Origin of the sequence: Enterobacter sp. ECC-249 (assembly GCF_043965265.1) — a bacterium.
Taxonomy (GTDB): Bacteria; Pseudomonadota; Gammaproteobacteria; order Enterobacterales; family Enterobacteriaceae; genus Enterobacter; species Enterobacter quasiroggenkampii.
The window spans coordinates 3424949-3451781 of the sequence record NZ_CP143660.1; the positions used below are offsets into that span (position 1 = coordinate 3424949).

23 protein-coding genes are annotated in these 26833 nt (G+C 50.5%); 12 read left to right on the plus strand and 11 right to left on the minus strand.

Going from position 1 to position 26833, the window contains the following annotated elements; genetic code table 11:
• Positions 1 to 45: 45 nt before the first annotated feature.
• From fliZ to V1587_RS16465, 9 genes are all read right to left on the minus strand, one after another.
• Positions 46 to 597: a flagella biosynthesis regulatory protein FliZ gene (gene fliZ / locus V1587_RS16425; protein ID WP_008500339.1), complete on the minus strand. Its 552-nt coding sequence runs from the start codon at positions 595 to 597 to the stop codon at positions 46 to 48.
• A 54-nt stretch (positions 598 to 651) separates the two neighbouring features.
• A complete protein-coding gene (locus V1587_RS16430; protein WP_014170714.1) occupies positions 652 to 1371 on the minus strand; it encodes an RNA polymerase sigma factor FliA in 720 nt (239 codons plus the stop codon).
• A gap of 101 nt (positions 1372 to 1472) precedes the next feature.
• On the minus strand, positions 1473 to 2597 hold the full coding sequence (locus V1587_RS16435; protein WP_371899338.1) for an FkbM family methyltransferase: 1125 nt from the start codon (positions 2595 to 2597) through the stop codon (positions 1473 to 1475).
• Positions 2598 to 2619: 22 nt separating this feature from the next.
• Positions 2620 to 3735, minus strand: coding sequence for a Gfo/Idh/MocA family protein (locus tag V1587_RS16440; protein WP_371899339.1), 1116 nt, complete (start codon positions 3733 to 3735; stop codon positions 2620 to 2622).
• A gap of 10 nt (positions 3736 to 3745) precedes the next feature.
• Positions 3746 to 4912, minus strand: coding sequence for an acetyl-CoA carboxylase biotin carboxylase subunit family protein (locus V1587_RS16445; RefSeq protein ID WP_371899340.1), 1167 nt, complete (start codon positions 4910 to 4912; stop codon positions 3746 to 3748).
• Positions 4909 to 6069: a DegT/DnrJ/EryC1/StrS family aminotransferase gene (locus tag V1587_RS16450; RefSeq protein WP_371899341.1), complete on the minus strand. Its 1161-nt coding sequence runs from the start codon at positions 6067 to 6069 to the stop codon at positions 4909 to 4911. Before V1587_RS16450 ends, V1587_RS16445 begins: the two co-directional genes overlap by 4 nt.
• A 64-nt stretch (positions 6070 to 6133) precedes the next feature.
• Positions 6134 to 9484, minus strand: a complete 3351-nt coding sequence (locus V1587_RS16455; protein ID WP_371899342.1) for a methyltransferase domain-containing protein — start codon at positions 9482 to 9484, stop codon at positions 6134 to 6136.
• Between the two features lie 36 nt (positions 9485 to 9520).
• A complete protein-coding gene (locus V1587_RS16460) occupies positions 9521 to 10915 on the minus strand; it encodes a hypothetical protein (RefSeq protein ID WP_371899343.1) in 1395 nt (464 codons plus the stop codon).
• Between the two features lie 202 nt (positions 10916 to 11117).
• Positions 11118 to 11954 (minus strand): flagellin, encoded by an 837-nt coding sequence (locus tag V1587_RS16465; RefSeq protein WP_371899344.1) that lies wholly within the window; start codon positions 11952 to 11954, stop codon positions 11118 to 11120.
• Between the two features lie 354 nt (positions 11955 to 12308).
• On the opposite strand from V1587_RS16465, the gene fliD reads away from it, so the two are divergent.
• From fliD to amyA, 4 genes are all read left to right on the plus strand, one after another.
• On the plus strand, positions 12309 to 13727 hold the full coding sequence (gene fliD / locus V1587_RS16470) for a flagellar filament capping protein FliD (RefSeq protein ID WP_371899345.1): 1419 nt from the start codon (positions 12309 to 12311) through the stop codon (positions 13725 to 13727).
• Between the two features lie 13 nt (positions 13728 to 13740).
• Positions 13741 to 14145 carry a flagellar export chaperone FliS gene (gene fliS / locus V1587_RS16475; protein ID WP_023325565.1) on the plus strand — a complete coding sequence of 135 codons (405 nt, stop codon included), beginning with the start codon at positions 13741 to 13743 and terminating at the stop codon, positions 14143 to 14145.
• Positions 14146 to 14150: 5 nt separating this feature from the next.
• Positions 14151 to 14513, plus strand: coding sequence for a flagella biosynthesis regulatory protein FliT (fliT, locus tag V1587_RS16480; protein ID WP_371899346.1), 363 nt, complete (start codon positions 14151 to 14153; stop codon positions 14511 to 14513).
• 63 nt (positions 14514 to 14576) lie between these two features.
• Complete coding sequence (gene amyA / locus V1587_RS16485) at positions 14577 to 16064, plus strand: alpha-amylase (RefSeq protein WP_371899394.1); 1488 nt, start codon at positions 14577 to 14579, stop codon at positions 16062 to 16064.
• Between the two features lie 94 nt (positions 16065 to 16158).
• On the opposite strand, the gene yedD is transcribed toward amyA, so the two are convergent.
• Positions 16159 to 16572 (minus strand): lipoprotein YedD, encoded by a 414-nt coding sequence (gene yedD, locus V1587_RS16490; protein ID WP_371899347.1) that lies wholly within the window; start codon positions 16570 to 16572, stop codon positions 16159 to 16161.
• Positions 16573 to 16956: 384 nt separating this feature from the next.
• Here yedD and V1587_RS16495 point away from each other — a divergent pair, with 384 nt between their 5' ends.
• The 4 genes from V1587_RS16495 to V1587_RS16510 all read left to right on the plus strand — a co-directional run bounded on the left by V1587_RS16495 (position 16957) and on the right by V1587_RS16510 (position 21072).
• Entirely contained in the window at positions 16957 to 17319 is a 363-nt protein-coding gene (locus V1587_RS16495; protein ID WP_371899395.1) for a GtrA family protein, read from the plus strand.
• Positions 17316 to 18239: a glycosyltransferase family 2 protein gene (locus V1587_RS16500; RefSeq protein WP_028013696.1), complete on the plus strand. Its 924-nt coding sequence runs from the start codon at positions 17316 to 17318 to the stop codon at positions 18237 to 18239. The genes V1587_RS16495 and V1587_RS16500 overlap by 4 nt, the downstream gene beginning before the upstream one ends.
• On the plus strand, positions 18236 to 19870 hold the full coding sequence (locus V1587_RS16505; protein WP_395314424.1) for a DUF6056 family protein: 1635 nt from the start codon (positions 18236 to 18238) through the stop codon (positions 19868 to 19870). Before V1587_RS16500 ends, V1587_RS16505 begins: the two co-directional genes overlap by 4 nt.
• Positions 19871 to 19977: 107 nt before the next feature.
• On the plus strand, positions 19978 to 21072 hold the full coding sequence (locus V1587_RS16510; RefSeq protein WP_371899349.1) for an acyltransferase family protein: 1095 nt from the start codon (positions 19978 to 19980) through the stop codon (positions 21070 to 21072).
• Positions 21073 to 21544: 472 nt separating this feature from the next.
• Here the strand turns inward: V1587_RS16510 and fliE are convergent, their stop codons facing one another.
• Positions 21545 to 21859 (minus strand): flagellar hook-basal body complex protein FliE, encoded by a 315-nt coding sequence (gene fliE / locus V1587_RS16515; RefSeq protein WP_008500329.1) that lies wholly within the window; start codon positions 21857 to 21859, stop codon positions 21545 to 21547.
• A 228-nt stretch (positions 21860 to 22087) separates the two neighbouring features.
• On the opposite strand from fliE, the gene fliF reads away from it, so the two are divergent.
• From fliF to fliI, 4 genes are read left to right on the plus strand one after another with little or no spacing between them, the layout of a single operon-like run.
• Complete coding sequence (gene fliF / locus V1587_RS16520) at positions 22088 to 23767, plus strand: flagellar basal-body MS-ring/collar protein FliF (RefSeq protein ID WP_371899350.1); 1680 nt, start codon at positions 22088 to 22090, stop codon at positions 23765 to 23767.
• Positions 23760 to 24758 (plus strand): flagellar motor switch protein FliG, encoded by a 999-nt coding sequence (gene fliG / locus V1587_RS16525; protein ID WP_008500327.1) that lies wholly within the window; start codon positions 23760 to 23762, stop codon positions 24756 to 24758. The genes fliF and fliG overlap by 8 nt, the downstream gene beginning before the upstream one ends.
• A complete protein-coding gene (fliH, locus tag V1587_RS16530; RefSeq protein WP_395314425.1) occupies positions 24751 to 25458 on the plus strand; it encodes a flagellar assembly protein FliH in 708 nt (235 codons plus the stop codon). The genes fliG and fliH overlap by 8 nt, the downstream gene beginning before the upstream one ends.
• Entirely contained in the window at positions 25458 to 26828 is a 1371-nt protein-coding gene (gene fliI, locus V1587_RS16535) for a flagellar protein export ATPase FliI (protein ID WP_371899352.1), read from the plus strand. Before fliH ends, fliI begins: the two co-directional genes overlap by 1 nt.
• Positions 26829 to 26833: the final 5 nt, after the last annotated feature.

The following is a 26833-nucleotide window of genomic DNA, read 5'->3' on the forward strand; positions in this document are numbered from 1 at the left end:
ATCGCCTGCAACGTCAAAGGCGACTGCGCTACATCTTATTCTTTTTTAATATATATCAGAAGTTGTTCCGGCGTGGGCTTTCTGCTTTATGGCACCCGGCATTTGTACCTTGTATTGCGCATACTTGCGCAGCGCAATTCGGTAGTTGTTGGTGCTGGTCGCAGGCAGCCACGGCTCCAGATTTTCATCCAGATAACCGGTTTTCAGCAGATCGCGAGAAATATTGTTTACGGTCAGATGTTGCCCAAGGCGACGCAGGCGAACGACATATTCGCGAACGGTGCCGTGGCTCATCTCCGTTTGTTCAAACAGGAACTGCTTGAAGCCGATAATATCGAAGAAGTCGCTTTGCTCTTTGCAGTGGAGATCCCCACAGAAACGGCAAAGCGCCACCCACTCTTTTTGCTCTTCGAGCCATGCTGCTTCGTCCATCAACGTGTCGAGGCGCGAAATCGCAATTTTATTGACGATTTCGCCGCGGCGAACCAGCGTGATACGATCGAGTAACTTGTTACAGTGGGCGCAATGCGTCTGGCTGTGTTTAAAGTCTTTCAGGTAGCGGCTTAAAGGCCGTCTTTTAGATTGCTGCACCGTCATGATAACTCCTGGTTGTCAATACGTTGTGCGGCATTTTTAAGGTGAATCAATCACCTATAACTTACCCAGCTTGGTTCGTAAGCGTTTAATGGCCTGGCTGTGCAGCTGGCTCACCCGCGACTCTCCCACCTCCAGAACAGCGCCAATCTCTTTGAGGTTAAGCTCTTCCTGGTAATAAAGGGTCAATACCAGCTGCTCGCGTTCAGGCAGAGCTTCAATAGCTTCCATGACGCGCTGGCGTAAATTCCCTTCCATTAAATGGTGTAACGGGTTTTCCTGCTGGTGCTCATCCGTCACCAGCTCGATGCTATCGCCATGCTCTTCTCGCCACTCGTCATAAGAGAAGAGTTGGCTATTATTGGTATCGAGCAACATCTGACGATACTCTTCAACAGCAATGCCAAGACGTTCCGCCACTTCAGTTTCCGTTGCGTTGCGTCCCAGTTCCTGTTCCAGCTGCCCCATCGCATGCGCCACTTCGCGCGCGTTGCGGCGAACACTGCGCGGCACCCAGTCGCGGCTGCGCAGCTCGTCCAGCATCGCACCACGAATACGCTGAACTGCGTAAGTCGTAAATGCCGTTCCTTGCAGAGCGTCGTATCGGTCAACTGCATTCAATAACCCGATACCGCCCGCCTGTAGCAGATCGTCGAGTTCCACGCTCGCCGGCAAGCGCACCTGGAGGCGCAATGCTTCGTGACGCACCAGCGGGACATAACGCTGCCACAGCGAGTGTTTATCCATTACACCTTCAGCGGTATAGAGTGAATTCACGATAAACAGCCCTGCGTTAGTTGAGTTATCGGCATGATTATCCGATTCTGGAGGGCAATCAATTGGATGAATAATGGGTGAAATGGGCGGTTATTTGCCTATTACTGTAATAACCTCGTTTTCGGCACAGCATATAAAACCAGTTCAAAAGCCAGTTCCGGATGGTGGCCGCGAAGATAAAAATGGTAATCAGCGCTGAGTGTCTGAATATATTGTGGAACAGTCAGAAGATCTTCCGGCTTATGATAAAGACTAATCGCTAATAGTGGATGCCAGGCGCGAATAGTGCCCGCGGCGCCCTGGAGTGCTTTGAGCTCTGCACCTTCAACATCCATTTTTATGAAAGTGGCTCTACCGCCCTGCAAGATATTATCAATGCTATCGAGCTCAATCGTAACCGTATCGCAGCTTTGCTCCACAAGCCGCGAAGAGAGCGCATTTCCAGATTGAAAAGAGAGCACGGTATTATTTTCCCATACCCCTTTTTGCACTGGCTGACAGAATGGCCATTGTCGGGTATTGTCACAAAGCTGAGAAAAATTATCGGCATCAGGTTCGAAACCGACAATCTTCTCCGGCATCTCAACGCCCTGATGGACAACTTCCTGCATAAACGCGCCGATGCTATCACCATTGTAGGCACCGCAATCGATGAACACTTCGTTGTTCTGCAGGCGGAGAATATCGGCAGGAAAATAGTGGGCTGGCTCGTATACTGCCTGGTAATAGCCGCGGGTTGCGCTGAGACGCTGTTTAAGGAACGCGACCAGCGTTTCTCTTGAACGTTCGTCCGCGAGGCCGGCATAGACGGCTTCAAGGGTATCGCTATGCTCGTCACAAAACGACGGTGTATACCACAGCGTGGTGCTAACTCCGATAAAGGCGGGATCGTAAACCAGCACGTTTGCGCCGCCGCGACGTAATTCCTGTTGCAATGCATCAGGGACGTATTGAAGCGCAACGATACAGTTAAATTTACCGGGTTGTTCGATAAGATCTTCAATTGCCACCACCGGCAGACCATGGAAGGTCATGCCTTCAGTGATATATTCTCGGTTTAACGCTACCTTATCGAGAGGCATATTTTCCCGGAACATAAATTCCGCGGTCATCTGCCCAAGGCAACCGGCTCCATAGAGAACCAGCGGAAGTCCGTTGGCGCGCATGTTGCGGATGCCCTTGAAGAAGTGATTATCGTAGCCCTGTATCTGTTCCAGTAATGTCATATAGTCCTCAGTTCAACCTTTATTAACGATGCAAATCGACTTTGGCAGACGTCACGGCGCTCTGCTGCGCTTTTTCGAGAAACTCGAGACCGCGAACGGCCGTATCACAACTGAAGCTATATCCCGTGGGATCACCGCGTAAACTGGCGGCGATGTCGGCGTAGTAGTTAGCGAATGCCTCAATGAATCCGGCAGGATGCCCTGCTTTAAAACGACAATAGCGAGGCTGATTAGCCACCTTGTTGTCTCCTGCCGTTCGATCAATCAGACGCACGTTGCCATGGCGATCGGCGAGTCGAAGATATTCTGGCTCCATTTGCAGCCACTCTGCGCTGCCTTCTGACCCATATATACGGATCCGCAAACCATTGCGGTAACCGAGCGCCGCCTTGCCGTACCAGTAGTTACAGACCATGTTGTCGCTATAGCGGGAGATCAGGTTAACCGTATCGATAACGTCCGAAACACGGGCAAAGGTGCTGTTGATCGCATAGACATCTTCGGCTTGCTTATCCGTCAGAAACTCCACCAACTGGTGCACATGGACACCCAGGTCGAGTGAAACAGTAGGAATATCCCCATCAACTCGTCGCCATTCCTGAGGCTGAGGCACGCTGCCATCCTCGCGGCTGCGAATAAATCCTTCCTGGGGCATTTCAACCATAACATGCTGAATTTTGCCCAACTCGCCGCTAAGCAGACGATTACGCAGTTCGCGCACCATGGGATAACCAGTGTAGTTATAGGTGACGTACAGTTGTCCTTTCATCTCGAAGACTCGCCGGGCGACATCCCTCGCGTCGCCTACACTTGCAACCATCGCTTTTTCACTGATCACCGGCAGGCCATATTCCAGACAGGCGAGGATAATTTCACGGTGGGAGGGCGTGGGCGTCAGTATGACGACAGCATCCATCTGCGCGTGTTGTTCTTCAAGCAGCGTGACTGCGCTGGAGTAAATGGCCTCGTCTTTAACCCCCCAGGCTCGACCCGTCTGCTGATTCAGCGACGTATCGCGGCTAAAGCAGCCCGTCGTAAGCTGAAAATGCCCGTCCATTTGACTAGCGATTTTGTGAGTAAGACCGATGGCAGAATTGATCCCACCGCCGATAAACCCAAGAGACAGAGGCCTGTGCATAATCCGGTCCTTACAATGAATTAAATGAGAAATAGTTTTTTAGCTGCGGCGTGTGGCGTGCCATGGCATCGAGTTCGGTAAACTCCGCAAAAACCAGTCCGGCGCGATCCTCTGGTGCTGGTCCGAGTTCATCGCCCGGCTGTTTCAGGGGGATAGTCTGAATGATCGTGGCTGGTAGCGGAGCATAGCTGAAGCCAAAAAATCGGCTCTGCCGTTCGCAAGAGACCGTATGGCGCGCAACGTATCGCTGGCGCGCCGGTCGCCGATTTGGGAACGCACTCCCCCCACCGATAAAGGGCGACACAAATTCACGGCAATAATCCACGCCAGTTGAATATTCGATCAATTTTGAGTAGAGATCGCCCGGGCATCGGCGGGTGACTTCAATCAACCAAAAATCCCGTTCGTCAGCGATGAGTTGCGTGTGCAACAAACCATCCACCAGAGCCAGGTCGCTGACAATAGCCTGCATACACTCGCTGATGCGGTCGCGCATCGGCTCGCTGAGATTGACGCTCAAGCAGCTGCTATTTACCTGCCACGGATAGACTGTGCAAAACTCATCAACAAAAAATTCGCAGACGATTTGCCCATTGCGAATAAAAGCGGAGTGGCTATACAGGGCACCCTGGCAGAATGTTTCAATGACGCACTGCCCTCCCGGAGATGCAGCGCAGGCGATATTCACCGCCTTATCCAGCTCTGACGGCTGATGAATAAGTGAAATCCCCATACCACTGTAAGCATCAACGGGTTTAACCAGCAGCGGGAATGTTAGCGCGTGCGCGTCCTGCAGACTTCTCACAGCACGCGGTATAGGGTAGCCCTTGGCGCTGGCCCATTTTCTGAAGCGATCTTTCAAAAAGAGAAGATCGCTGACCTCGGGTGAGTCGAAGCCCGGAAGGCCAAGCTCATCCGCCACCCGGCTACCTGAAAGATAGGACACATCGGTTACGCCGGGGGAAAGCGCCGTAATTTTTTCATTACGGGCAATCGCCAGTACGGCTTTGCTATCGGCATAATTTTGCACGCAGGTCGCGTCGGCATATTTCATCCCTGCATCCTGAGCTTTGCCGCTACAGGCGAGCGTACGAAAACCCGCCGCTTTAATAGACTGTTGTAACGGCAGTGAGGCAAAACCCGCATCCAGGATCATTGCAGTGTGCATCATGGTCATACTACGAGCCCCGTGTATATTACCGACTCGTTAGACGGTACTTCACCAGACAGGGATGCACGCCTAAGAGCATTCACTACGCGGTCTTGATCTTCTGGCGTCAATCCGGGATAAATTGGAAGGCACAGCACCTTGTCGGCGATATCATTGGCAACAGGCAGATGCTCTTCAGCAGAAGAAGGGAACCCCCTGTACATCGCAAAAGAACTGATTAACGGATAGAAATAGCGGCGAGTCAGAATGCCGTCAGCTTTAAATAATGTATAAACATCATCGCGACTCATGCCAAATTTCGGCTCAATGAGTACCGGGAAATACGCATGGTTCCAGCTCACATCGTCTGGAACGTCGACAAACGTTAATCCTTCCAGACCGTTTAACAGCTCGCGATAGCGTTGATGAATCGCTTTGCGTTCTTCAAGAGCTTTATCAATATGCTTAAGCTGCAGAAGACCAAATGCCGCCTCCACTTCGTTCATTTTGGCGTTTATGCCTGGTGCCACGATGCGGGTCTCGCCGGCAAAACCAAAGTTCTTGAGATAGTCGATGCGCTGTTTAGTTTTAAGATCCTGGGAAATGATCGCCCCGCCTTCAAAGGTATTAAAAACTTTGGTGGCATGGAAGCTGAGTACCGATAAATCGCCGTGATTTAGAATGCTGATACCATTTTTTCGAACATTAAACGCATGCGCGGCATCATAAATTACCCTTAAACCATAGACGTCAGCAATTTTCTGTATTTTGTCGATGTCGCAAGGGATGCCATAACAATGGACAGGCAAAATGGCCGTGGTATTGGGCGTAATTAATTCTTCGATGCAATCCGGGTTAATATTATAGGTTCGTGGATCAATATCAGCGAAGACAGGGGTTAAGCCATTCCACAGCAAACTATGTGAGGTCGCCACAAAGGAATACGGCGTAGTGATTACCTCTCCGCTCAGACGCAATGCCTGAAATGCCGTCAGCAGCGCCAGCGTACCGTTCGCAAATAGAGACAGGTGCTTAACGCCAAGGTATTGCGCCAGAGCCTCTTCCAGCTGCTGGTGGAAAGGCCCGCCGTTTGTCAGCGTCTTGTTTTGCCAGATTTTCTCCAGATAAGGAATAAACTCCTCAAGAGGGGGCAAAAATGGACTGGTTACGTAAATTTCATTCATAGCGTACCTCGGTATTGATACCGTTAAATTTTGCCCAAACTGGCAGCCTGATATCGATTGCCATTCACAAACGCTCCTCGGCAATGAGAAACGAATGCGGCTTTTCTCCCCGGCAATAGATTTCCCATGCTTCACGCAGCGCCCGTTCAAAATTTTCGGCAATATTAAAATCTGGCACGGGATTAACCGGAATCCTTTCCCGCATCCCCTGACGTATTTCAGCTAACGCTGAAATATGTTGACGCCAGCCTATTGCCTTAGAAATATAATCACCCTCATCATCAGCGATAAATTGCTCCAGCCCATAAGAGCGCATAATATCTACGCCCTGCTGGCAGGGTATGGTCGGGCCATTCATCGTAATTGTCGGAACGCCCATCCAGGCTCCATGATGCGTCGTCGTACCACCACTGTAGGGGAAGGCATCCAGTAAAATATCGATTTCATGGTGCAGAGCCAGGTATTCGTCCAGTTCGACCAGCCCACGGAAAAGTAATCTGTCTTGCGAAACTCCACGCTGTTTAAAGCGCTTCGTCATGGCAGAGATCATTTCAGCATCGGTCATATTACCGATTAAGAGGCGACTCTCAGGGTAGCCCTGCAAAATTGAAGCCCACGTATCCAGAACCTGGTCATTTATTTTTTTTGACCGGTTGAAGCTGCCAAACGTGATAAAGCCATTGTGCAGTGCAGGTAAGGGGTTAATATCCGGGCTTCGTGGGTGAGGTTCGAAACTCTTACGCGTTGCCACGAACATCGCATTTTCCACCAGCTGTTTTTCAAGGGCCGGAGACTGTGCCAGGCTCGCCGAAAGCAGAATGTAATCCATCTCTTTCATCCCGGTGGTGCCGGGGTAGCCTATCCATGTAATCTGGATCGGTGCAGGGCGCAGAGCGAAGACCGGTAGCCTGTTGTAAGCGGTATGGCCCGATAAATCGAACAGAATATCAATCCCGTCTTCTGCGATCAGTTTTGCCAGCTCAATATCGCTGATAGCATCAACCTGGCGCCAAAGGGTAGCGCTCTGACGCAGGTGGCAATAAACGTCATCTTCTTCCAGGAAAAGCGTGTTATAGGCAACCAAATCATATTTTTGGCGATTGATAGCATCCCAGTATGGCAGCAGGAAATTTGCCACCGGATGCTTACGCAAATCTCCGGAAACAAAACCGAGCCGAAGTTTGCGCTGAGGTTCCAGGGAATGAGTTAGCGTCAGCTTTACCCCGCTCTCTTTAGCCCAGGATGCCGTACGGCGGCCAAACTCGATATGCTTTTCCAGCAGCTCTTCAGCCTTCACGCTTGCGTCATGACTCATCACGAAAAGTAAATTGCTGAAGTAACCAAAATTGTAATTACTGAGCTCAACAGCCTTTTCCATAAAATAGCGCGCTTCTGCCATTTTATGGTTATCGCTCAGTACAATGCCGGTGAGTCCAAGCGAACTGGGGCCAGGATGCTGAAAGCGCATAATTTCCCTGCAGCATTTTTCTGCCAACGACATATCGCCGTAAGCATGGTGCAGCGATGCCATGCTGAGCCAGTAATCAATATTTTTATTATTCAGGCGCAGTAAAGTACGGACGATGAGCCGCGAACCGTAAAACTCACGCTTGCGCTGAAGCACCGTGGCGAGATCATAATAGATATCAAGGCTGGAGAAATAATATCCCATTAGCGTGCAAAGTGATGCCAGAGCGTCATCCCAGGCAGAGGTTAAGACGCACGTTTTTGAATAGCAGCGAAGCACATGAATATTGTCAGGGTTTTTCTCCATCAATGCGCGGGCGTACTCCCGGGCTTCTTTAGAACGCCCTTGTTGAATAAGACTGTTCGCTCGTGCATAAATGGCATCGACGTCAGGATCGGCTAATTCGGATTCGGCGTTGCCCTTCAGCAACAATCCCCCCTGTGCCCTGTCGACGCTCAATAATAACAGCAGCGAAAGCTGCGATTTGAGTACATCGAGCATCCCCGCACGCAGAAAACACTGCAGATGTTTTTTCCACGCCTCCGGAGAGCCCGTCAGCAGCCCTTTGATTTTTAGCGACGAGTAGTGTTGCCAGTTTGCCCGTCCTGCTTTGTTCATGTCGTACTGAAGATAACCCCACTCGTCGGGCGCTAAGGAGACCCACTCTCCCCACAAATTCATCATGCGGATAGCATCCACCGGACGTTCGGAAGGCAGCACCCCCACTGGTGCCAGCTCATCGTTTTGCGCAGCGTTATAGGGGCCAGGAGCCGCACTCCAAAAGAGGCCGTCCGCGCCTGTCATAAACAGCGTTGCGAGGGCATCCAGGACAGTATCCTGATAATCCTCCTGCGTTTCAGGGGCGCGAGAGTTGAGCAGTAGCTGCTCGAAACTTAAGGACATCGGCCAGACATTACCCAGCAACTCCATGATGCGGATAATGACGGCATTGTCGGTGCGAATGATTCGACCGTTACTGTTCCTGAATTCATGCGGTGCTTTTGCGGAATCCATTTCGACTGGCACAAAGCTTCCGGCCCAGTGCAGGTTTCTAAGCTGATTAAGATCCGGCTTGATGGGAGGCTGGTGACTGTTCAGGTAACACAGCAGAGTAAAACGTTCTGAGCGCTGCACGGCATAGTCAAGATACTGCTGTGCCATTGTTCTGCTGGCTCCGGCACTGACGGCCTCGAGCAGTTTTTCAATTGTCGGATTATAGAAGTTTCCCAGCTCTGACTGCGGAAGGATATCGCCCACATACTGCAGACCCACCTGTTCCGCCTGTGAACAGAAGGCAGCCAAAGTACAAGCCCCGTCAGTCGGGGTTAAGAAGGCGAGAATCAGTGCGTTGTCGTCCATTTCTTCAGCAAGCAGGACTTCGTTTTTGAGCGTACCTTCTTCCAGAGTTAATAGCATAAAACTCAGCATCGCACGGGCTGAGGCCAGCAGGTCGGTGCCCGCTTCTGCCCGTTCAAGATGAAAGCGTAGCGCTTCACCCAACGCGAGGCGCGCTGAACTTCCCGGCAGTACAGACCATTTTATGGCGATAACACCATTGACGGATAAATGCGCGTGACACCACTGCAAGAGTGCTTCCCGCTCGCTTTTGCCCAGAAAAGCAAAACTCCGGTGGATAATGATGTAATCAAAGTCGCCGGGATCGGCCGCAAGCAAATCCCCTAATCCTGCCTCAAACAGTTCAACGTTCTGACATCCCAACTCTGCAACCAACTGCTTACCCTTCAGGATCGCTTTTCCATCAATATCCACACCAATAGCGATACTCTCCGGGTGAGCCCAGGCGTGCATAATGAGGCTCGTTGCTGATCCACAGCCAATCTCCATGACACGGGCAAACGCAGGAACCGGCGTGGCCAGGAGATTAAGTGCCGCAGCGGCATAAAGGGTCTCAGGGCTGACCCGTTGGTTGGGATACAGTGTCGTCACGTTTATTCCAGATTCTCGTTATTACAGGGCCATTGTTTAGCGTTGGTATTTACCGATAAGCGTCGATTTAAACTCCTGATAGGAGCCCTCTGCCTTCATCGCCACCCAGCAAAACGCCTCATCCCCAGCCTGGCTATCCAGTACTGCGCTACGCTCAGCACGGGTAATCGAATGCTGGTCTTGTGGCGAAAGGCTATCCAGGCACGCAAAGAGTGCTACCTGTTCAAGGCCCGGCGCACAGTTGCCGCTGGTAAGGTTAACGTCGATAAAGTGTGCGACCCGATCGAGATAGCGTTGTGCGATGCCGCAAGGCCTGGCGTAGATAAAACCGGCAAAGACCTCTTCCCAGAACGGCGAGTTTTCGTTTTGTAACAACATCAGCGACGCGTCAGGCTCGGCCCAGGATTTACGCGCAAGAACATTTGCATTAATGGCAATAACAGGTGTATTAAAAGTGCTCAGAGCATGGCGCAGGAAAACAATGCGACGCGCAGCGCCGATCACTGCGGTGTCAGTATTGCTGGCGATCGTCTCATGGCTGGCAGAGAGATTGAGCTCGGGAAACTGTTCCCGAAGCGCCAGCAGACTTTGTTTTATCTCATTGCTGCCATTGAACACGTGAACGTGAACATCCAGGACATCGCGATTGGTTTCATAGAGGGAGTAAAGCGTCGGTACGGCGTGTTCGAAATAATCTTCGCGAGTGCAGGTTAGCAACACCGTCGTCCTGGTGCCTGAGGTTTTTACAATCCAGTTTTCCCAGGCCCCCTTCACCGCTACGTACTCGCTCGCGTTAAGCGATCTAAAATCAATGTAAGAATCCGGAATGCCTCCAAGCCGGTAGATCCCACAGGTAATCAGCAGCAGGGCCATAGGATCTTCACCAATAAGTAACGCATCGGTGGTCAGTACCTGGATCACGACCATCGCCTGATTTAAGTCGTTTTCCATTAAACAGATCAGCAGCAGAATTTTCAGAACCGGAGCCGAGCTGCTTACCAGCGAAAGATTGTTGTTTATTAAGAATAGCGCTGAGCTGATTTCATTTACGCGAAACAGCAGCTGAATGGCGGCGACAAGATAATGAATATTACTGTCGGCGTTTAATGCCGAGACAACATATTCGGTCAGCTGTGCACATTGGGATGAAGATAATATCTGTTTATCACCAGTACGGGACTCATCAAGCGCACTGTTGGCCAGCACGATCGCGCACAGCATGTTTTTTAAGGCCGAGTCTTTGTTCGCCTCCAGCCCCGTTTCTACCGCACGTATCATGGGTTCGAGTGCCGTAATATTGGCGCTCTTAAAGCTGAAGATTTCCGCCACGATGTTAGCGGGCATAACATCTGCTTCCGGGAGATCAATGAATCGGGTAAAGACATTCCGATAAAACTGACGCATGGCCCGGCTACGTGCGAATTCACTCATCTTATAACTCATCGGTAAACTGTCGTCAGACGACCGGAAAAGGACATTTTAGGCAGAGTAACACTGCATTACGGGGGGTGATGGCAGGAAAACGCCGCTAAATGCAGCCTTATTTTGCAGATTAAAGACGGTTTTTTTTTAGATAAATAGTGAAAAAAAAGGCTGCTGTTTCCAGCAACCTTTTTTAAATATTTGGCGTCTATTAACGCAGCAGGGACAGCATAGCCTGTGGAACCTGGTTTGCCTGAGACAGCACAGAAGTACCAGCCTGCTGCAGGATCTGCGCGCGAGACATGTTAGAAACTTCAGTTGCATAGTCAGCGTCCTGGATACGGGACTGAGCAGCAGACAGGTTTGTGATAGAGTTGTTCAGGTTGTTGATGGTAGATTCGAAACGGTTCTGAATCGCACCCATGTTAGAACGCGCGGTATCAATTTTGGAGATAGCATTGTCTGCAGCAGTGATGAACGCTTTTGCAGTGCTGTTATCGGTGATGGTACCGGTCAGGCCAGTGTCGAGGCTGGTTGCTTTAGCGTCGATCAGAGCGCCAGTGGTGATAGCGATGCTATCAGTTGCGCCAGTACCTGCGCCAACCTGGATGTTCAGAGAAGCTGTCTGGCTACCATCCAGCAGTTTTTTGCCGTTGAAGTTAGCAGCGCCAGCGATACGGTCGATTTCACCCAGGCGCTGAGTGATTTCAGTGCTGATTGAGGTGTAGTCAGTAGTACCGTTTGTGTCGTTCGCAGCCTGAACAGCCAGCTCACGGATACGCTGTAAGTTGGAGTTGATCTCGTTCAGGTTACCTTCAGCGGTCTGAACCAGAGAGATACCGTCGTTAGCGTTACGTGCAGCCTGAGTCATCCCTTTGATCTGAGAGTTCATGCGGTTTGCAATTGCCTGACCAGCAGCGTCATCTTTAGAGCTGTTGATACGCAGACCGGAAGACAGACGCTCGATAGCGGTGCCCAGAGAAGACTGAGATTTGTTCAGGTTGTTCTGAGTGGTCAGGGACAACAGGTTAGTATTGATAACTGCCATAATTTTAATTCCTTCAAAAATGGTTTCTAGGGTCGGTGCCTAACACTCACGGCGTCTCTCACCGTCAACAAGGTTATCGACGCCCTTGAAGCAGACTTTAGAAAATATCGAAGAAAAAAATTTAAACAGTTGTTTTATAAGCGTTTATTTAACAAAAACAGCTCAAGAAATACCTGCCAGTTGTAAAACGTTAAGGCTAATTGCTTCTTTTTTACGCTTACCAATAACGACCTGTCAGGCGTTAAAAGCAACATAATGAACGCTTATTACGCAATTATTTTTTAAAACTCGCCGTAAACTTTTTGCAAGATGGGCCGATAAACGACTGAAACATCCATTGAAAAGGAACATTACATGGCGACTATCAGTAACCTCGGGGTGGGCGTGCCCGGCCTGTCGGATCTGTACGATAAGCTGCAGGCAGCAGAAGAGACTAAATTAACGGCGATTGCCAAACAAAAGACTACTTACGACGCGCAAATCACCGGTTACGGAAAATTACAAAGCGCCCTGACTACCCTGCAAACCGCAGCGGCAAAGCTGGCAAAGACGGATACCTGGAACTCTACGTCCGTTTCCAGTACCAACACCGCATTCTCCGCTGTCAGTACCTCCAGCGCTAACGTTGGCGACGTGACTATTAATGTCAGTAAGATCGCGAAAGGCCAAGTCCTGACGACCACTCCCGGCACCATTGATAGCAACACAAAGCAGCTGGGGGGGACAACGGGTTCCAATAGCCGAACCATTACCATCACCCAGGCAGGAGCCGACAGCAAACCGCTGACAGTAACGCTCGCCGATAGCGATACGTCATTGAATGGGATTGCTAAAGCTATTAATGCGGCTAACGGCAACGTATCAGCAAGCGTGGTGAAAGCCGATGACGGCGACTACCGTCTGATGCTGACCTCAAAAACCACGGGTACCGACTCCGATATGACGGTGACGGTGGCGGGAGACGATACGCTAAATGCCGTGATCGGCAGCGCCGCGCTAAATGTGCAGGTTAAGTCGCAAAATGCTGTCATTAACGTGAACGGTATTCAAATTGTTCGCCAGAGCAATACCATCACTGACGCCCTGCCTGGCGTAACATTAACCCTGAAAGCCCCGAGCACGGCAGATGAAACTCTGACGATAGCCCGCTCAACCGACGATAACAAAAAAGCCATTACGGAATGGGTCAATGCCTATAACTCTCTGCAGTCTACCATTGCTGCGCTGACCAAATACGAGCCGCCAGCAGTGGGTGCAACCGCCCAGTCTTCGAACAACGGCGTGTTAATGGGTGACAGTACTATCCGTGGAGTACAATCCGATCTTCGTGCTTTATTGACCAATGTACAGAGTGGCTCCTATGCCATTATGGCTCAACTTGGCATCACTCAGGACCCGGTCAAAGGCGCAGACGGCGCGATTGGCAACCTAAAAATTGATGATAAAAAATTAACCAAGATTCTCACCGACGATCCGGCTGGCGTGCAGGCCTATTTTGTGGGTGACGGGAAAAAAACCGGTTTCGCCACACAGATGAATAACACCTTGACCGATATGCTGAGCACCTCTATCGGTAAAGAAGGTGTGATTCAGAATGCGAAGGACGGTATTAACGCCACGCTCAAATCCATCGGCAAACGTTACGATGCGATGGAGTTGACCATTGAAGCCACGATGGCGCGTTATAAAAAGCAATTTAACGATTTGGATAAGCTGGTCACTAAATTCAATGGTACGGCCACTTATCTGAACCAACAGTTCAGCAGTAAGTAATAAAGGAACCGATATGTATAGCAAATCTGGTGTACAAGCCTATCAACAGGTAGGACTTGAATCTGCTGTCTTGAGTGCCAGCCCGCACCAGTTGGTAGTCATGCTGTTCGACGGTATCCATAGCGCGCTTATTCGGGCGCGCCTTTTCCTTGAGCAAGGGGATATCCCAGCGAAAGGAGAAGCCCTGTCCAAGGCCATTAATATTATCGAAAATGGCCTTAAGGCTGGGTTAAATATGGATGTGGGGGGGGAACTTCCCCGCAACCTTTCTGCGCTTTATGACTATATGGTACGCCGTTTGTTACATGCCAACCTGCGCAATGACATCGAGGCTATTACCGAAGTCGAGGCTCTGCTGCTCAATATTTCTGACGCCTGGAAGCAAATCGGCCCGGGTTATTCTCCCAAGCAGGATTAACGGTAATGAACAACTCCAGCTTATCCCTAAAAAAGTGGCATGCCCTTAATGCGCTTAGTAATACCATGCTAAGCCTTGCTCAATCCGGGAAATGGGATGAGCTTATTGACCAGGAGGTTGCGTACGTTTCGCTGGTTGAAGAGATCAGCACGACCCCATTTCCGCCTGACAGTAAGTTTGTTCAGGACCAGGCAATGGTGATACTAAATCAGGTGCTTCAGAATGAAATCATTCTTAAAGCGTTGCTACAGGAAAGGATGAGTGAGCTGAGCGGCCTTATTGCGCAAACCAACAAGCAAAAAAACGTAAACGTGACCTACGGTAGGCTTTCTGGCAACATTTTATTTCCCGGAGAGATGAATCAATAATACACACTAGCGATTCTTCATCCATACTCCAGAAGTCTGCCAATGGCTTCTGGAGCAAGGATGATGAAAAACCCCACCCTGTTACAATGTTTTCACTGGTACTACCCTGCTGGCGGTGAATTGTGGCGAGAGGTCACGGCGTTAGCACCCAATCTTAACGAAATCGGCATTAACATGATCTGGCTACCGCCCGCCTATAAAGGCGCGTCAGGCGGGTATTCTGTCGGCTATGACTCCTATGACCTGTTCGATCTGGGCGAGTTTGACCAGAAAGGCAGTATCGCCACGAAATACGGTGACAAAGCGCAGCTGCTGGAAGCCATCGACGCCCTCAAGCGCAACGACATTGCCGTACTGCTGGACGTGGTGGTGAACCACAAAATGGGTGCCGATGAAAAAGAGCCCGTCCGCGTTCAGCGCGTGAACGAGCAGGATCGCACGCAGATCGACGATGAGGTCATCGAGTGCGAAGCCTGGACCCGCTATACCTTCCCTGCCCGCGCCGGGCAATATTCCCAGTTCATCTGGGATTACAAATGCTTCAGCGGCGTCGACCATATAGAAAATCCTGATGAAGACGGCATCTTTAAAATCGTCAACGACTACACCGGTGAAGGCTGGAACGATCAGGTTGATGATGAGATGGGTAACTTCGACTATCTGATGGGCGAAAATATCGACTTTCGCAATCACGCCGTGACCGAGGAGATCAAATACTGGGCCCGCTGGGTCATGGAACAGACCCGCTGCGACGGTTTTCGTCTGGATGCCGTCAAGCATATTCCCGCCTGGTTCTATAAAGAGTGGATTGAGCACGTCCAGGAAGTCGCCGACCAGCCGCTGTTTATCGTGGCGGAATACTGGTCTCACGAGGTGGATAAGCTTCAGGCCTATATCGACCAGGTCGAAGGCAAAACCATGCTGTTTGATGCCCCTCTGCAGATGAAATTCCACGAGGCGTCACGTCAGGGTCGGGATTACGACATGAGCCAAATCTTTACCGGCACGCTGGTAGAAGCCGATCCGTTTCATGCGGTCACCCTCGTCGCGAACCATGACACTCAGCCTTTGCAGGCGCTGGAAGCACCGGTCGAAGCCTGGTTTAAACCGCTCGCTTACGCGCTGATCCTGCTGCGGGAAAATGGCGTGCCGAGCGTCTTTTATCCGGACCTCTTTGGCGCCAGCTATGACGACACGGGAGGTGACGGTGAAACGTACCATATTGATATGCCGGTCATTGAGCAGCTTCACGAGCTGATCCTCGCGCGCCAGCGTTTTGCCCACGGCGTGCAGACGCTGTTTTTCGACCATCCTAACTGCATTGCCTTCAGCCGCAGCGGCACCGATGACGATCCCGGCTGCGTGGTGGTGATGTCAAACGGGGACGACGGTGAAAAAGTGATTTGCCTGGGGGAAAACTACGGCAACAAAACGTGGCGGGATTTTCTCGGCAATCGCGAAGAAACCATCACTACGGCGGCGGATGGCGAAGGGACGTTTACCTGCAAAGGCGGAAGCGTCAGCGTGTGGGTGATTGAGGATGCGTTGTAGAAACAATGCCGGGTGGCGCTGACGCTTACCCGGCCTACGGTACGGTACTTTTGTAGGCCGGGTCAGGCGAAGCCGCCACCCGGCAAAAAAACGGCTACGGTAGCTTACTTTCCAGCGGATTCTTGCGCAGGTAATCAGCACACTCAACCGTTGGGCGATCGACCTTCTGCAGCTCCAGCCCGTCGTACTCAAGCGTCGAGCCTTCGCGCTCCAGCGGATAGATATCCAGCTTGCGCGTCACGTTGTAATAACTGTCTGAACGCAGCATGATTTTACCCGGCACGGCAATCACGCGCTGCCACTGTCGGCAGTCCAGCGTATCGCCCTCTTCCGTCACCACCAGCGTGGCAATCGCATTCGGGCTGACCATGTTGCTCTGCGGCCCTTTCGACTGCCAGTATCCCGCCAGATGCGCCGGGACAGGATGCTTGATCACGTCGTTATAATTATCGACCTGAACGCACCCGGTCAGTGCCAGCAGCGCGCCAGCAATTGCTATTTTTTTCATCATCTTTCCTGCATTCGAAGAAAAAAATATTGTGGCATTAAAGCGCTGCGGCTGCCAGCGAAGATCGACAGGTCTTAGACCTGTATATAAATGTTATGAGCGGACATTTTTCATAATCAACAAAGGCCTGGTCGACCTTAATGATCGTCGAGTACGTGCTGTCCACTGGAATGAGCTGAACGGCTGGGCGCAGCTCACGGCCACGAAAGCAGATGAGTGGTGAGCTCTACTGCCGCAACGAAGACAGCGTGTATGTCTGCAGTGCGTGGCATGATCATTCATAAAATCAACTGTATAAATACGCTGCGTAGTTAAACATGAGGGTCGATCAAGTGAATGCCAGATGCTACACTTCAGACTTTTCTGAATTTACTGATTTATCACATGTTCAAGTTGTTCGCCAGGTACACATCAATAGGCGTAATAAACACGCTAATTCACTGGGTCGTCTTTGCTGTATGCATATACGCATTCCACACAGGACAGGCGCTTGGCAACTTTGCCGGATTCGTTGTCGCTGTGTCGTTCAGCTTCTTCGCCAATGCCAAATTTACTTTTAAATCTTCCACAACATCCATTCGCTACCTGCTTTACGTAGGTTTTATGGGCTCATTAAGTGCCGCTTTTGGCTGGTGTGCAGACAAATCAGGCATGGCTCCTGTCATCACATTAATCGTGTTCTCCGCCATCAGTCTGGTGTGCGGGTTTGTATATTCAAAGTTCGTAGTATTCAGGGATGCTAAATGAAAATTTCACTGGTCGTTCCAGTTTTTAATGAAGAGGATGCAATTCCGATTTTCTACAAAGCCGTGCGTGAGTTTGAAGAGCTTAAGCAACATGAAGTCGAGATAGTGTTCATTAATGACGGCAGCAAAGATAGTACAGAATCAATTATTAACGCACTTGCCCTTGCCGATCCGCTTGTAGTTCCGCTGTCCTTCACTCGCAACTTTGGTAAAGAACCTGCGCTGTTCGCAGGTCTGGATCACGCTAGCGGAGAAGCTATTATCCCGATTGATGTTGACCTGCAGGATCCAATTGAAGTCATTCCACATCTGATAGAGAAGTGGCAGGCCGGAGCAGATATGGTGCTTGCCAAACGCTCCGATCGCTCCACAGATGGCCGTCTGAAGCGCAAGACCGCTGAGTGGTTTTATAAGCTACATAACAAAATCAGCAATCCGCAAATCGAAGAGAATGTTGGAGACTTCCGCCTGATGTCCCGCGAGGTCGTGGAAAATATTCAGCTCATGCCAGAGCGCAACTTGTTCATGAAGGGCGTGCTGAGTTGGGTTGGCGGGCGTACTGATGTCGTGGAGTATGCACGCGCTGAGCGCGTTGCCGGCAGCACTAAATTTAACGGCTGGAAACTGTGGAACCTTGCACTTGAGGGAATAACAAGTTTCTCTACTTTTCCGTTAAGGGTTTGGATGTATATAGGCTTCATAATTGCATCTATTTCATTCTTATACGGCGCATGGATGACTTTACAAACATTAATTATAGGCAATCCGATAAAAGGGTACACATCTCTATTGGTATCCATCCTGTTTATCGGCGGCGTTCAATTAATCGGCATTGGTGTCTTAGGTGAATATATAGGGCGCATCTATATTGAAACCAAAAAAAGACCACGCTATTGTTTAAAACGGAATAAAGAAAAATGATTTCCAAAAATAATCTGTTAGTTCTAAGTATTATTTTTTTACTTATGTTGGTGCCATACCTACACACACCAGTATTGTCAGATGACTATTATTATTATTTTCATGCCAGCCTGCAAGAGCAAATTGGTCATTATTTAGTCTGGAGCGGGAGGCTAGTTACTAACATATTTAGCTCCTATATGCTCAAATATGTCAATCATGATATTTATCAATCTTTGACAGCTGCTGCGCTAGTTGCCAGCGTTTATCTTATTGCAGCGATACCATCTGCATTATTTGATGGTAAGCCAAAACCAAGCGCCATTTCGATAGTAATTATCTTTTTAGCTCTTTGGATATCAAATCCAGCGCTTGGTGAAACTTTTTTCTGGTTTGTTGGCGCATCTAATTATTTATGGCCTATATTTTACATATCTTTATTTTTCGTTATTCTCGCTCGACAAAGAAAATCACATACATTACTGAGTTATTCCGGGGCGATTTTAGTTGGTTTTTTGGCAGGTTGCTCAAACGAAAACACTTGCATTGTTGCAACGATACTGACAGTTTTATATTCTATTTGTTTTAACCGCTTTAAACTGTCGGCACCCTATTTGATTGGGATTATCTTAGGCTCTGCGGTGCTTTTATTCAGTCCAGGCTCTGCCATCAGATCGTCTTATTTTAAAGATTGGCACTCATTAACATTAATTGAAAAACTTGATCTACATTTATTTGAAAGACTGCCTGCAGCGCTGGATAGCTTATGGCCAATATTTCTAATCATTATTTTCATTGCACTTTCATTTGGACTGCTCAAAATAGAACCAAGGGGTTCATTAATTTGTGCACTAGCATTTTTCATTGGTGGGATATTGTGTGACCTTGCATTTGTTGCTTCACCGTACATGCCTGAAAGAGCTGGTATTGGTACCTTATTTATGTTTTTAATAACCCTTTCTTTTTTAATTTACTCGGCTAATTTTTCAAACGAAAAAATATATAGAAACTCGATATTTGGCATTGTCTTTGTGTTCGCTATGACTTACTTTGTACCCTCTTACGGCTTAATTTCCTATTCTAATATAAGAGCGTCAAAGCAAGATGCAATACGCATGGAGATGTTAACACAGCAAATCAACGAAGGAAAAAAAGAGATCGTAATACCTGACTTTTACCTAAACCGACTTTTAAAAAAATCAGATGGTTTCCCTACTTTCAAGAACTCATATATGTTTAATTATTTTAAAGTAGATAAAATCACTGAAGAGCCAATTAATTTCGATTACTCAATCATTGACTCACTTCCCAAAAGAGACGTTAATGCAAAATTAAATGAAGACATAACATTGAAATCGATTTATTTTTACACTGATAAATTATCAGGGAAAAATAAGCTTATATATCGTATCTCGGGTGACATAAATGTTTATTTGATGAATAATACCGCCATTTTTTCTCATGTTACTTTAAAAAATAATGATAACATAAACATGGATACTATCGTTAAGGCGATTAAAGTAGGGAGTGATTGGTATACTTATAGTGATGCAGGAAAGTTAGATTTATCAGAAATAAGTAAAATCAATATCGGAATGTACACTACTGATCCAGTAAAAATACTGTCCAGCAATTATTTAGAATTTAAATAATCACCTTGCGGTTTTACTGGTAGATCCGGAAATGGCGTTATCCAGAACGCCATTTTTTTGAAGTATTACGTAAAAAAAGCTTCCCTGTTTATATTAAGGATATCAATGTGGTCAAAAGCATTCATTATTTAAGGGGAATTGCGGCTTTATTCGTGGTTCTTTTCCATTTAAGAGGCTATGTTAACAACACCTACGTACAGTCAAATCTTGGAGATTTACTGTTTGTTAATGGAGCTTTTGGTGTAGATTTATTCTTTGTAATTAGTGGATTTATAATCTGCTTTGCAACTCAAAAAAAGGAATACTTTTATCCACTTAAGTTTTTTATAAGAAGATTTTTTAGAATCTATCCACTTTTGATCCTGGCAGTGTCAATTTACTTTATCTTTTTGGCAATCAAAAAGGGATCAACCGGCTTAGACGCATGGTTTCTATGGTCAATCGCCCCTCTCCAAATCGATTATCATGCTGGGGCTCCTTTCTTTGGATACAATGTACTTGCGATAGCATGGACATTAACTTACGAGATTTCTTTTTATATTATTTTTCTTGCAGCTATGATTATATCCCACAAGTATAGGGCTATATTATGCTCGTCTATAATCTTGACAATGGTTTTATCTTCACAATTAATGAGCGCCACTCCAACACTCAATGCCGTAAATACAAACTATATCAAAAATGACTTCATCACTCTTATTTCATCACCTATATATATTGACTTTGTATATGGCATAATATCGTATGTTATATATATTAATCTCTTACCAACTCTATCGAGACACAAGGGAACAGTTTTAAACGTTTTGCTAATTTCAGCCATAATTGTTACTACAGCATTAATATTTACAACCCAACACAACGACCACGGCCCTTTAGGCTGGGGGGCTATGGCATTTATCCTTGTCGTATCAACAACTTTAATGGAAGCAAGTTTCACGACGGCAAAATACAAACCTCTAATTATACTCGGGAATATTTCATTTTCTCTTTACATGTGGCATTTCATTTTTATAGAAATAACTAACGCATATTTCCCAAATATTTCAATAAATGGATTTTATACCTTAGCCATTATGACAACCTGCTCAATTGCAATAGCCTGGATTTCATTCAATCTCATTGAGACTCCATCAATTAGCCTTTCAAAGAAAATCATATCATGGATAGACAGAAACAACCCAGAGCGTGTTGTTTCATAGATAAATAGTTCGCAATGTGCCTCATTCTAAAATCGGCCCCTTACCTGGGGCTCAGCACGCGCGTGCCAGCGAAATTATTTTCAGCTCCATTCACATTCGGCTGATTGTGATGGGAAATATCTCAACCATTATGTTTTGAAAGCTGTATCGAACTTTTGAGACGTGGCGATGACGCATCGGGAAGGTGTGCAATTGCTGCTTTTAATCGTACCCATTAATTGGGCATAGCCCTTCAATCGGGAACAATGATTACCCGTGCCTGCCATCATTACGCAGTCGGGTCTTTCAACCAGTCACAGGAGGCAGCAATGCGGCGCGCAGATGGTTTACCGGATGTAGGGATCCTGGATGGCTAAAATAACCAGGACCAGGTCCTCATCCTCAACCAGAAATCGAGCGAGTTTGCCCCATACATCTCCCACCCTGTGGGATCGGATGGTTATTAATTATAAATAGCATCAGGTTAGATAACCTACACCTGCATCCCCATCACTTCCTGATACGCCGACACCAGCTTGTTACGCACCTGGATCCCCATCTGCAGAGAAACCGAAGCTTTTTGCAAATCGGTCATCACATCATTCAGCGCCACGCCCGGCTCGCCGAGGGTGAACTTTTCGGCCTGAGTGCGCGCTGCCGTCTGGGTATCACTGATACGGTCAAGAGCGGCATGCAGTTGCCCTGCGAAGCTGATGCTTGGCTGCTGATCTGCCACATTCTGATTACGGGCCGTCATCGCCGTTGCCTGCAACTGACTGATTACCCCTTCAATGCCCTGTATAGCCATGACTTTCCCCTGGATGGTTTTTTACGCGGTCAAGACTAACAGCTTGTCAATAAGATAATGGCGGTAAATAGCATGAAAAAACCAGGTTATTTGACGCATAGAAAATCACGAATCATCAAATAATGGCAGGGCCATCAATATGGAACTTTTGTCGTGTTTGCCGACCCGGGAGTCAGTTTTGTTTCTCTACACGAATAACGTAAACCACCAGGATTTAAGAGGTGCGCAATGAGTGCAACAGCATCGACAGCGCCGCAGAATAAATCACTCGAGTGGATGAACCGCCTTCGCGCGAATCCTAAAATCCCGTTGATCGTGGCAGGCGCTGCCGCAATTGCGATCCTTGTAGCGATGGTCCTGTGGGCAAAAAGCCCTGATTACCGGACGCTCTACAGTAACCTTTCCGATCAGGATGGCGGCGCCATCGTCACCCAGCTGACCCAGATGAACATCCCTTATCGCTTTGCCGATAATGGCGGTGCGCTGGAGGTCCCGGCAGATAAGGTGCACGAACTGCGTCTGCGTCTGGCTCAGCAGGGGCTGCCGAAGGGCGGCGCGGTGGGCTTTGAGCTGCTGGATCAGGAAAAGTTCGGTATCAGCCAGTTCAGCGAGCAGGTGAACTACCAGCGTGCGCTGGAAGGTGAACTGGCCCGCACCATTGAAACATTAGGCCCGGTGAAGAGTGCCCGCGTGCACCTGGCGATGCCTAAACCTTCCTTATTTGTCCGCGAACAGAAATCACCTTCGGCTTCCGTGACCGTGAACCTTGAGCCCGGCCGCGCGCTGGACGAAGGGCAAATCAGCGCGGTGACGCATCTCGTCTCCAGCGCCGTCGCTGGTCTGCCGCCGGGTAACGTGACGCTGGTTGACCAGAGCGGTCACCTGCTGACGCAATCTAATACCGCCGGTCGCGATCTGAATGACGCGCAGCTGAAATATGCCGCCGATGTCGAAAGCCGTCTCCAGCGCCGTATCGAAGCGATCCTCGGCCCGGTCGTGGGCAACAGCAACGTGCACGCGCAGGTCACCGCGCAGATCGACTTCGCGAATAAAGAACAAACCGAAGAGCAGTACAGCCCGAACGGCGATGCGGCTCAGGCGGTGATGCGTTCACGCCAGATCAATTCGAACGAACAGGTCGGCGGTGCCTACCCGGGCGGCGTGCCGGGCGCGCTGTCTAACCAGCCTGCCCCGGCAAACGCGGCGCCGATCTCTACGCCGCCGGTCAATCAGCAGAACGGTCAGCAAAATAATCAGCAGACCACCTCAACGACCAGTAACGCCGGTCCGCGTACCAGCAGCCGTAACGAAACCACGAACTACGAAGTGGATAGAACGATTCGTCACACTAAACTGAACGTGGGCGATATTCAGCGTCTCTCTGTTGCGGTAGTGGTGAACTACAAAACGCTGGCGGATGGCAAACCGTTGCCGCTGACCGCCGAGCAGATGAAGCAGATTGAAAACCTGACCCGCGAAGCGATGGGTTACTCCGAGAAGCGCGGCGATACCCTCAACGTGGTGAACTCACCGTTCAACTCGGTTGAAGAGACCGGCGGTGAACTGCCGTTCTGGCAACAGCAGGCGTTTATCGACCAGCTGATGTCCGCAGGACGCTGGCTGCTGGTGCTGATTGTCGCGTGGCTGCTGTGGCGTAAGGGCGTTCGTCCGCAGCTCCAGCGCCGTGCTGAAGCTGAAAAAGCGGCTCGCGAGCAGATGAATGCGCGTCAGGAAACGGAAGAAGCGGTTGAAGTTCGCCTCAGTAAAGATGAACAGATGCAGCAGCGCCGTGCTAACCAGCGCATGGGTGCCGAGGTGATGAGCCAGCGCATTCGCGAAATGTCAGATAACGATCCGCGCGTCGTGGCGCTGGTCATCCGTCAGTGGATGGGTAACGAACATGAGTAATACGCTTACGGGCACCGATAAAAGCGTCATCCTGCTGATGACCATTGGCGAAGATCGCGCGGCAGAGGTGTTTAAGCACCTCTCCCAGCGAGAGGTACAGATTCTCAGTGCGGCGATGGCCAACGTGCGTCAAATCTCCAACAAACAGCTGACCGAAGTGCTGTCGGAGTTTGAGCAGGAAGCCGAACAGTTTGCCGCGCTGAACGTCAACGCCAACGACTACCTGCGTTCCGTGCTGGTCAAGGCGCTGGGCGAAGAGCGCGCCGCCAGCCTACTGGAAGATATTCTGGAAACGCGCGATACCGCCAGCGGTATCGAAACGCTCAACTTTATGGAACCGCAGAGTGCCGCCGACCTTATTCGCGACGAGCACCCGCAGATTATCGCCACCATCCTTGTCCACCTCAAACGTGGTCAGGCGGCCGATATTCTGGCGCTGTTCGAAGAGCGCCTGCGTCACGATGTGATGCTGCGTATCGCCACCTTCGGCGGCGTACAGCCGGCCGCGCTGGCGGAGCTGACCGAAGTGCTGAACAACCTGCTCGACGGCCAGAACCTCAAGCGCAGCAAAATGGGCGGCGTGAGAACGGCGGCGGAAATCATCAACCTGATGAAAACGCAGCAGGAAGAAGCCGTCATTACGGCGGTTCGCGAATTCGACGGCGAGCTGGCACAGAAAATTATCGACGAGATGTTCCTGTTCGAAAACCTCGTCGAAGTGGACGACCGCAGCATCCAGCGCCTGCTCCAGGAAGTGGATTCCGAGTCGCTGCTTATCGCCCTCAAAGGCGCCGAGCAGCCGCTGCGCGAGAAGTTCCTGCGCAACATGTCTCAGCGTGCAGCCGATATTCTGCGCGACGACCTTGCCAACCGCGGCCCGGTTCGTCTGTCTCAGGTGGAAAACGAACAGAAAGCCATTCTGCTTATTGTTCGTCGTCTGGCGGAAACCGGCGAGATGGTGATTGGCAGCGGAGACGACACCTATGTCTAATGAGCTGCCGTGGAAGCGCTGGACGCCGGACGATCTGGCCCCTCCCCTCTCCGAGTTCACGCCAGCCGTGATCCCGACCGAGGAGCTTGACCCGGACGTCGAGAAGCCCGAGCTGAGCGAAGAGGAGCAGCAGGCGCAAATGCTGGCTCAGCTGCAAATGCAGGCGCACGAGCAGGGCTACAATGCCGGTCTGAACGAAGGCCGGCAGAAAGGCCACGAGCTGGGGTATCAGGAAGGCCTGTCGAAAGGGTTAGAGCACGGTATCGATCAGGCGCGCCAGCAGCAGGCGCCGATCCATGCCCGCATGCAGCAGCTGGTCAGCGAGTTTCAGCACACCCTGGACGCGCTGGACAGCGTGATTGCCTCGCGTCTGATGCAGATGGCGCTGGAAGCCGCGCGTCAGGTTATCGGCCAGACGCCCGTGGTGGATAACACGGCGCTGATCAAACAAATTCAGGGCCTGCTTCAGCAGGAGCCGCTGTTCAGCGGTAAGCCGCAGCTGCGCGTCCATCCGGACGACCTGCAGCGGGTGGAAGAGAGCCTGGGCGCAACGCTAAACCTGCACGGCTGGCGTCTGCGGGGCGACCCGTCGTTGCATCACGGCGGCTGCAAAGTCTCTGCCGATGAAGGCGATCTGGATGCCAGCGTCGCCACCCGCTGGCAGGAACTGTGCCGCCTGGCGGCACCGGGAGTCGTCTGATGACCGCGCGCCTCACCCGCTGGCTCACTACGCTCGACAACTTTGAGACGAAGATGGCGCAACTGCCGTCCGTTCGTCGTTATGGCCGACTGACGCGCGCCACCGGCCTGGTTCTCGAAGCCACCGGCCTGCAGCTTCCGCTGGGCGCGACCTGCGTGATCGAGCGTCAGGACGGTCTGGAAACGCGTGAAGTGGAAAGCGAAGTGGTCGGGTTTAACGGCCAGCGCCTGTTCCTGATGCCGCTTGAAGAGGTGGAAGGCATTCTGCCCGGCGCGCGCGTGTATGCCAAAAACATTTCTGGCGATGGGCTGCAAAGCGGGAAACAGCTGCCGCTTGGCCCTGCCCTGCTGGGCCGCGTGCTGGACGGCAGCGGGAAACCGCTCGACGGGCTGCCATCCCCGGACACCACCGAAACCGGCGCGCTGATCACCCAACCGTTCAACCCCCTGCAGCGTACCCCTATCGAGCATGTGCTGGACACCGGCGTGCGCCCTATTAACGCCCTGCTGACCGTGGGACGTGGACAACGTATGGGCCTGTTCGCCGGGTCAGGCGTAGGTAAATCCGTCCTGCTAGGCATGATGGCGCGCTATACCCAGGCCGATGTGATCGTCGTGGGGCTGATTGGCGAACGTGGTCGTGAAGTAAAAGACTTTATTGAAAACATTCTGGGTGCGGAAGGCCGCGCCCGTTCGGTGGTTATCGCCGCGCCGGCGGATGTGTCGCCGCTGCTGCGTATGCAGGGGGCAGCGTATGCCACCCGTATCGCCGAAGATTTCCGCGACCGCGGCAAGCACGTGCTGCTGATCATGGATTCCCTGACCCGTTACGCGATGGCGCAGCGTGAAATCGCGCTGGCCATCGGCGAGCCACCGGCGACCAAAGGCTACCCGCCTTCCGTATTCGCCAAGCTCCCTGCCCTGGTGGAACGCGCGGGGAACGGCATCAGCGGCGGCGGCTCCATCACCGCGTTCTATACGGTACTGACGGAAGGCGATGACCAGCAGGATCCGATTGCCGACTCCGCGCGCGCGATCCTTGACGGCCATATTGTGCTGTCGCGTCGTCTCGCCGAAGCCGGACACTATCCGGCAATTGATATTGAAGCCTCTATCAGCCGCGCAATGACGGCGCTGATAACCGAGAAGCACTACGCCCGCGTGCGTAACTTTAAACAACTGCTCTCCAGCTTCCAGCGCAACCGCGATCTGGTCAGCGTGGGGGCGTATGCCAAAGGCAGCGACCCGATGCTCGACAAAGCGATTACCCTGTGGCCGCAGCTGGAGGCATTTTTGCAACAAGGCATTTTTGAACGCGCCGACTGGGAAGATTCGATTCAGGCACTGGAGCTGATTTTCCCGCAGGTGTAACACAG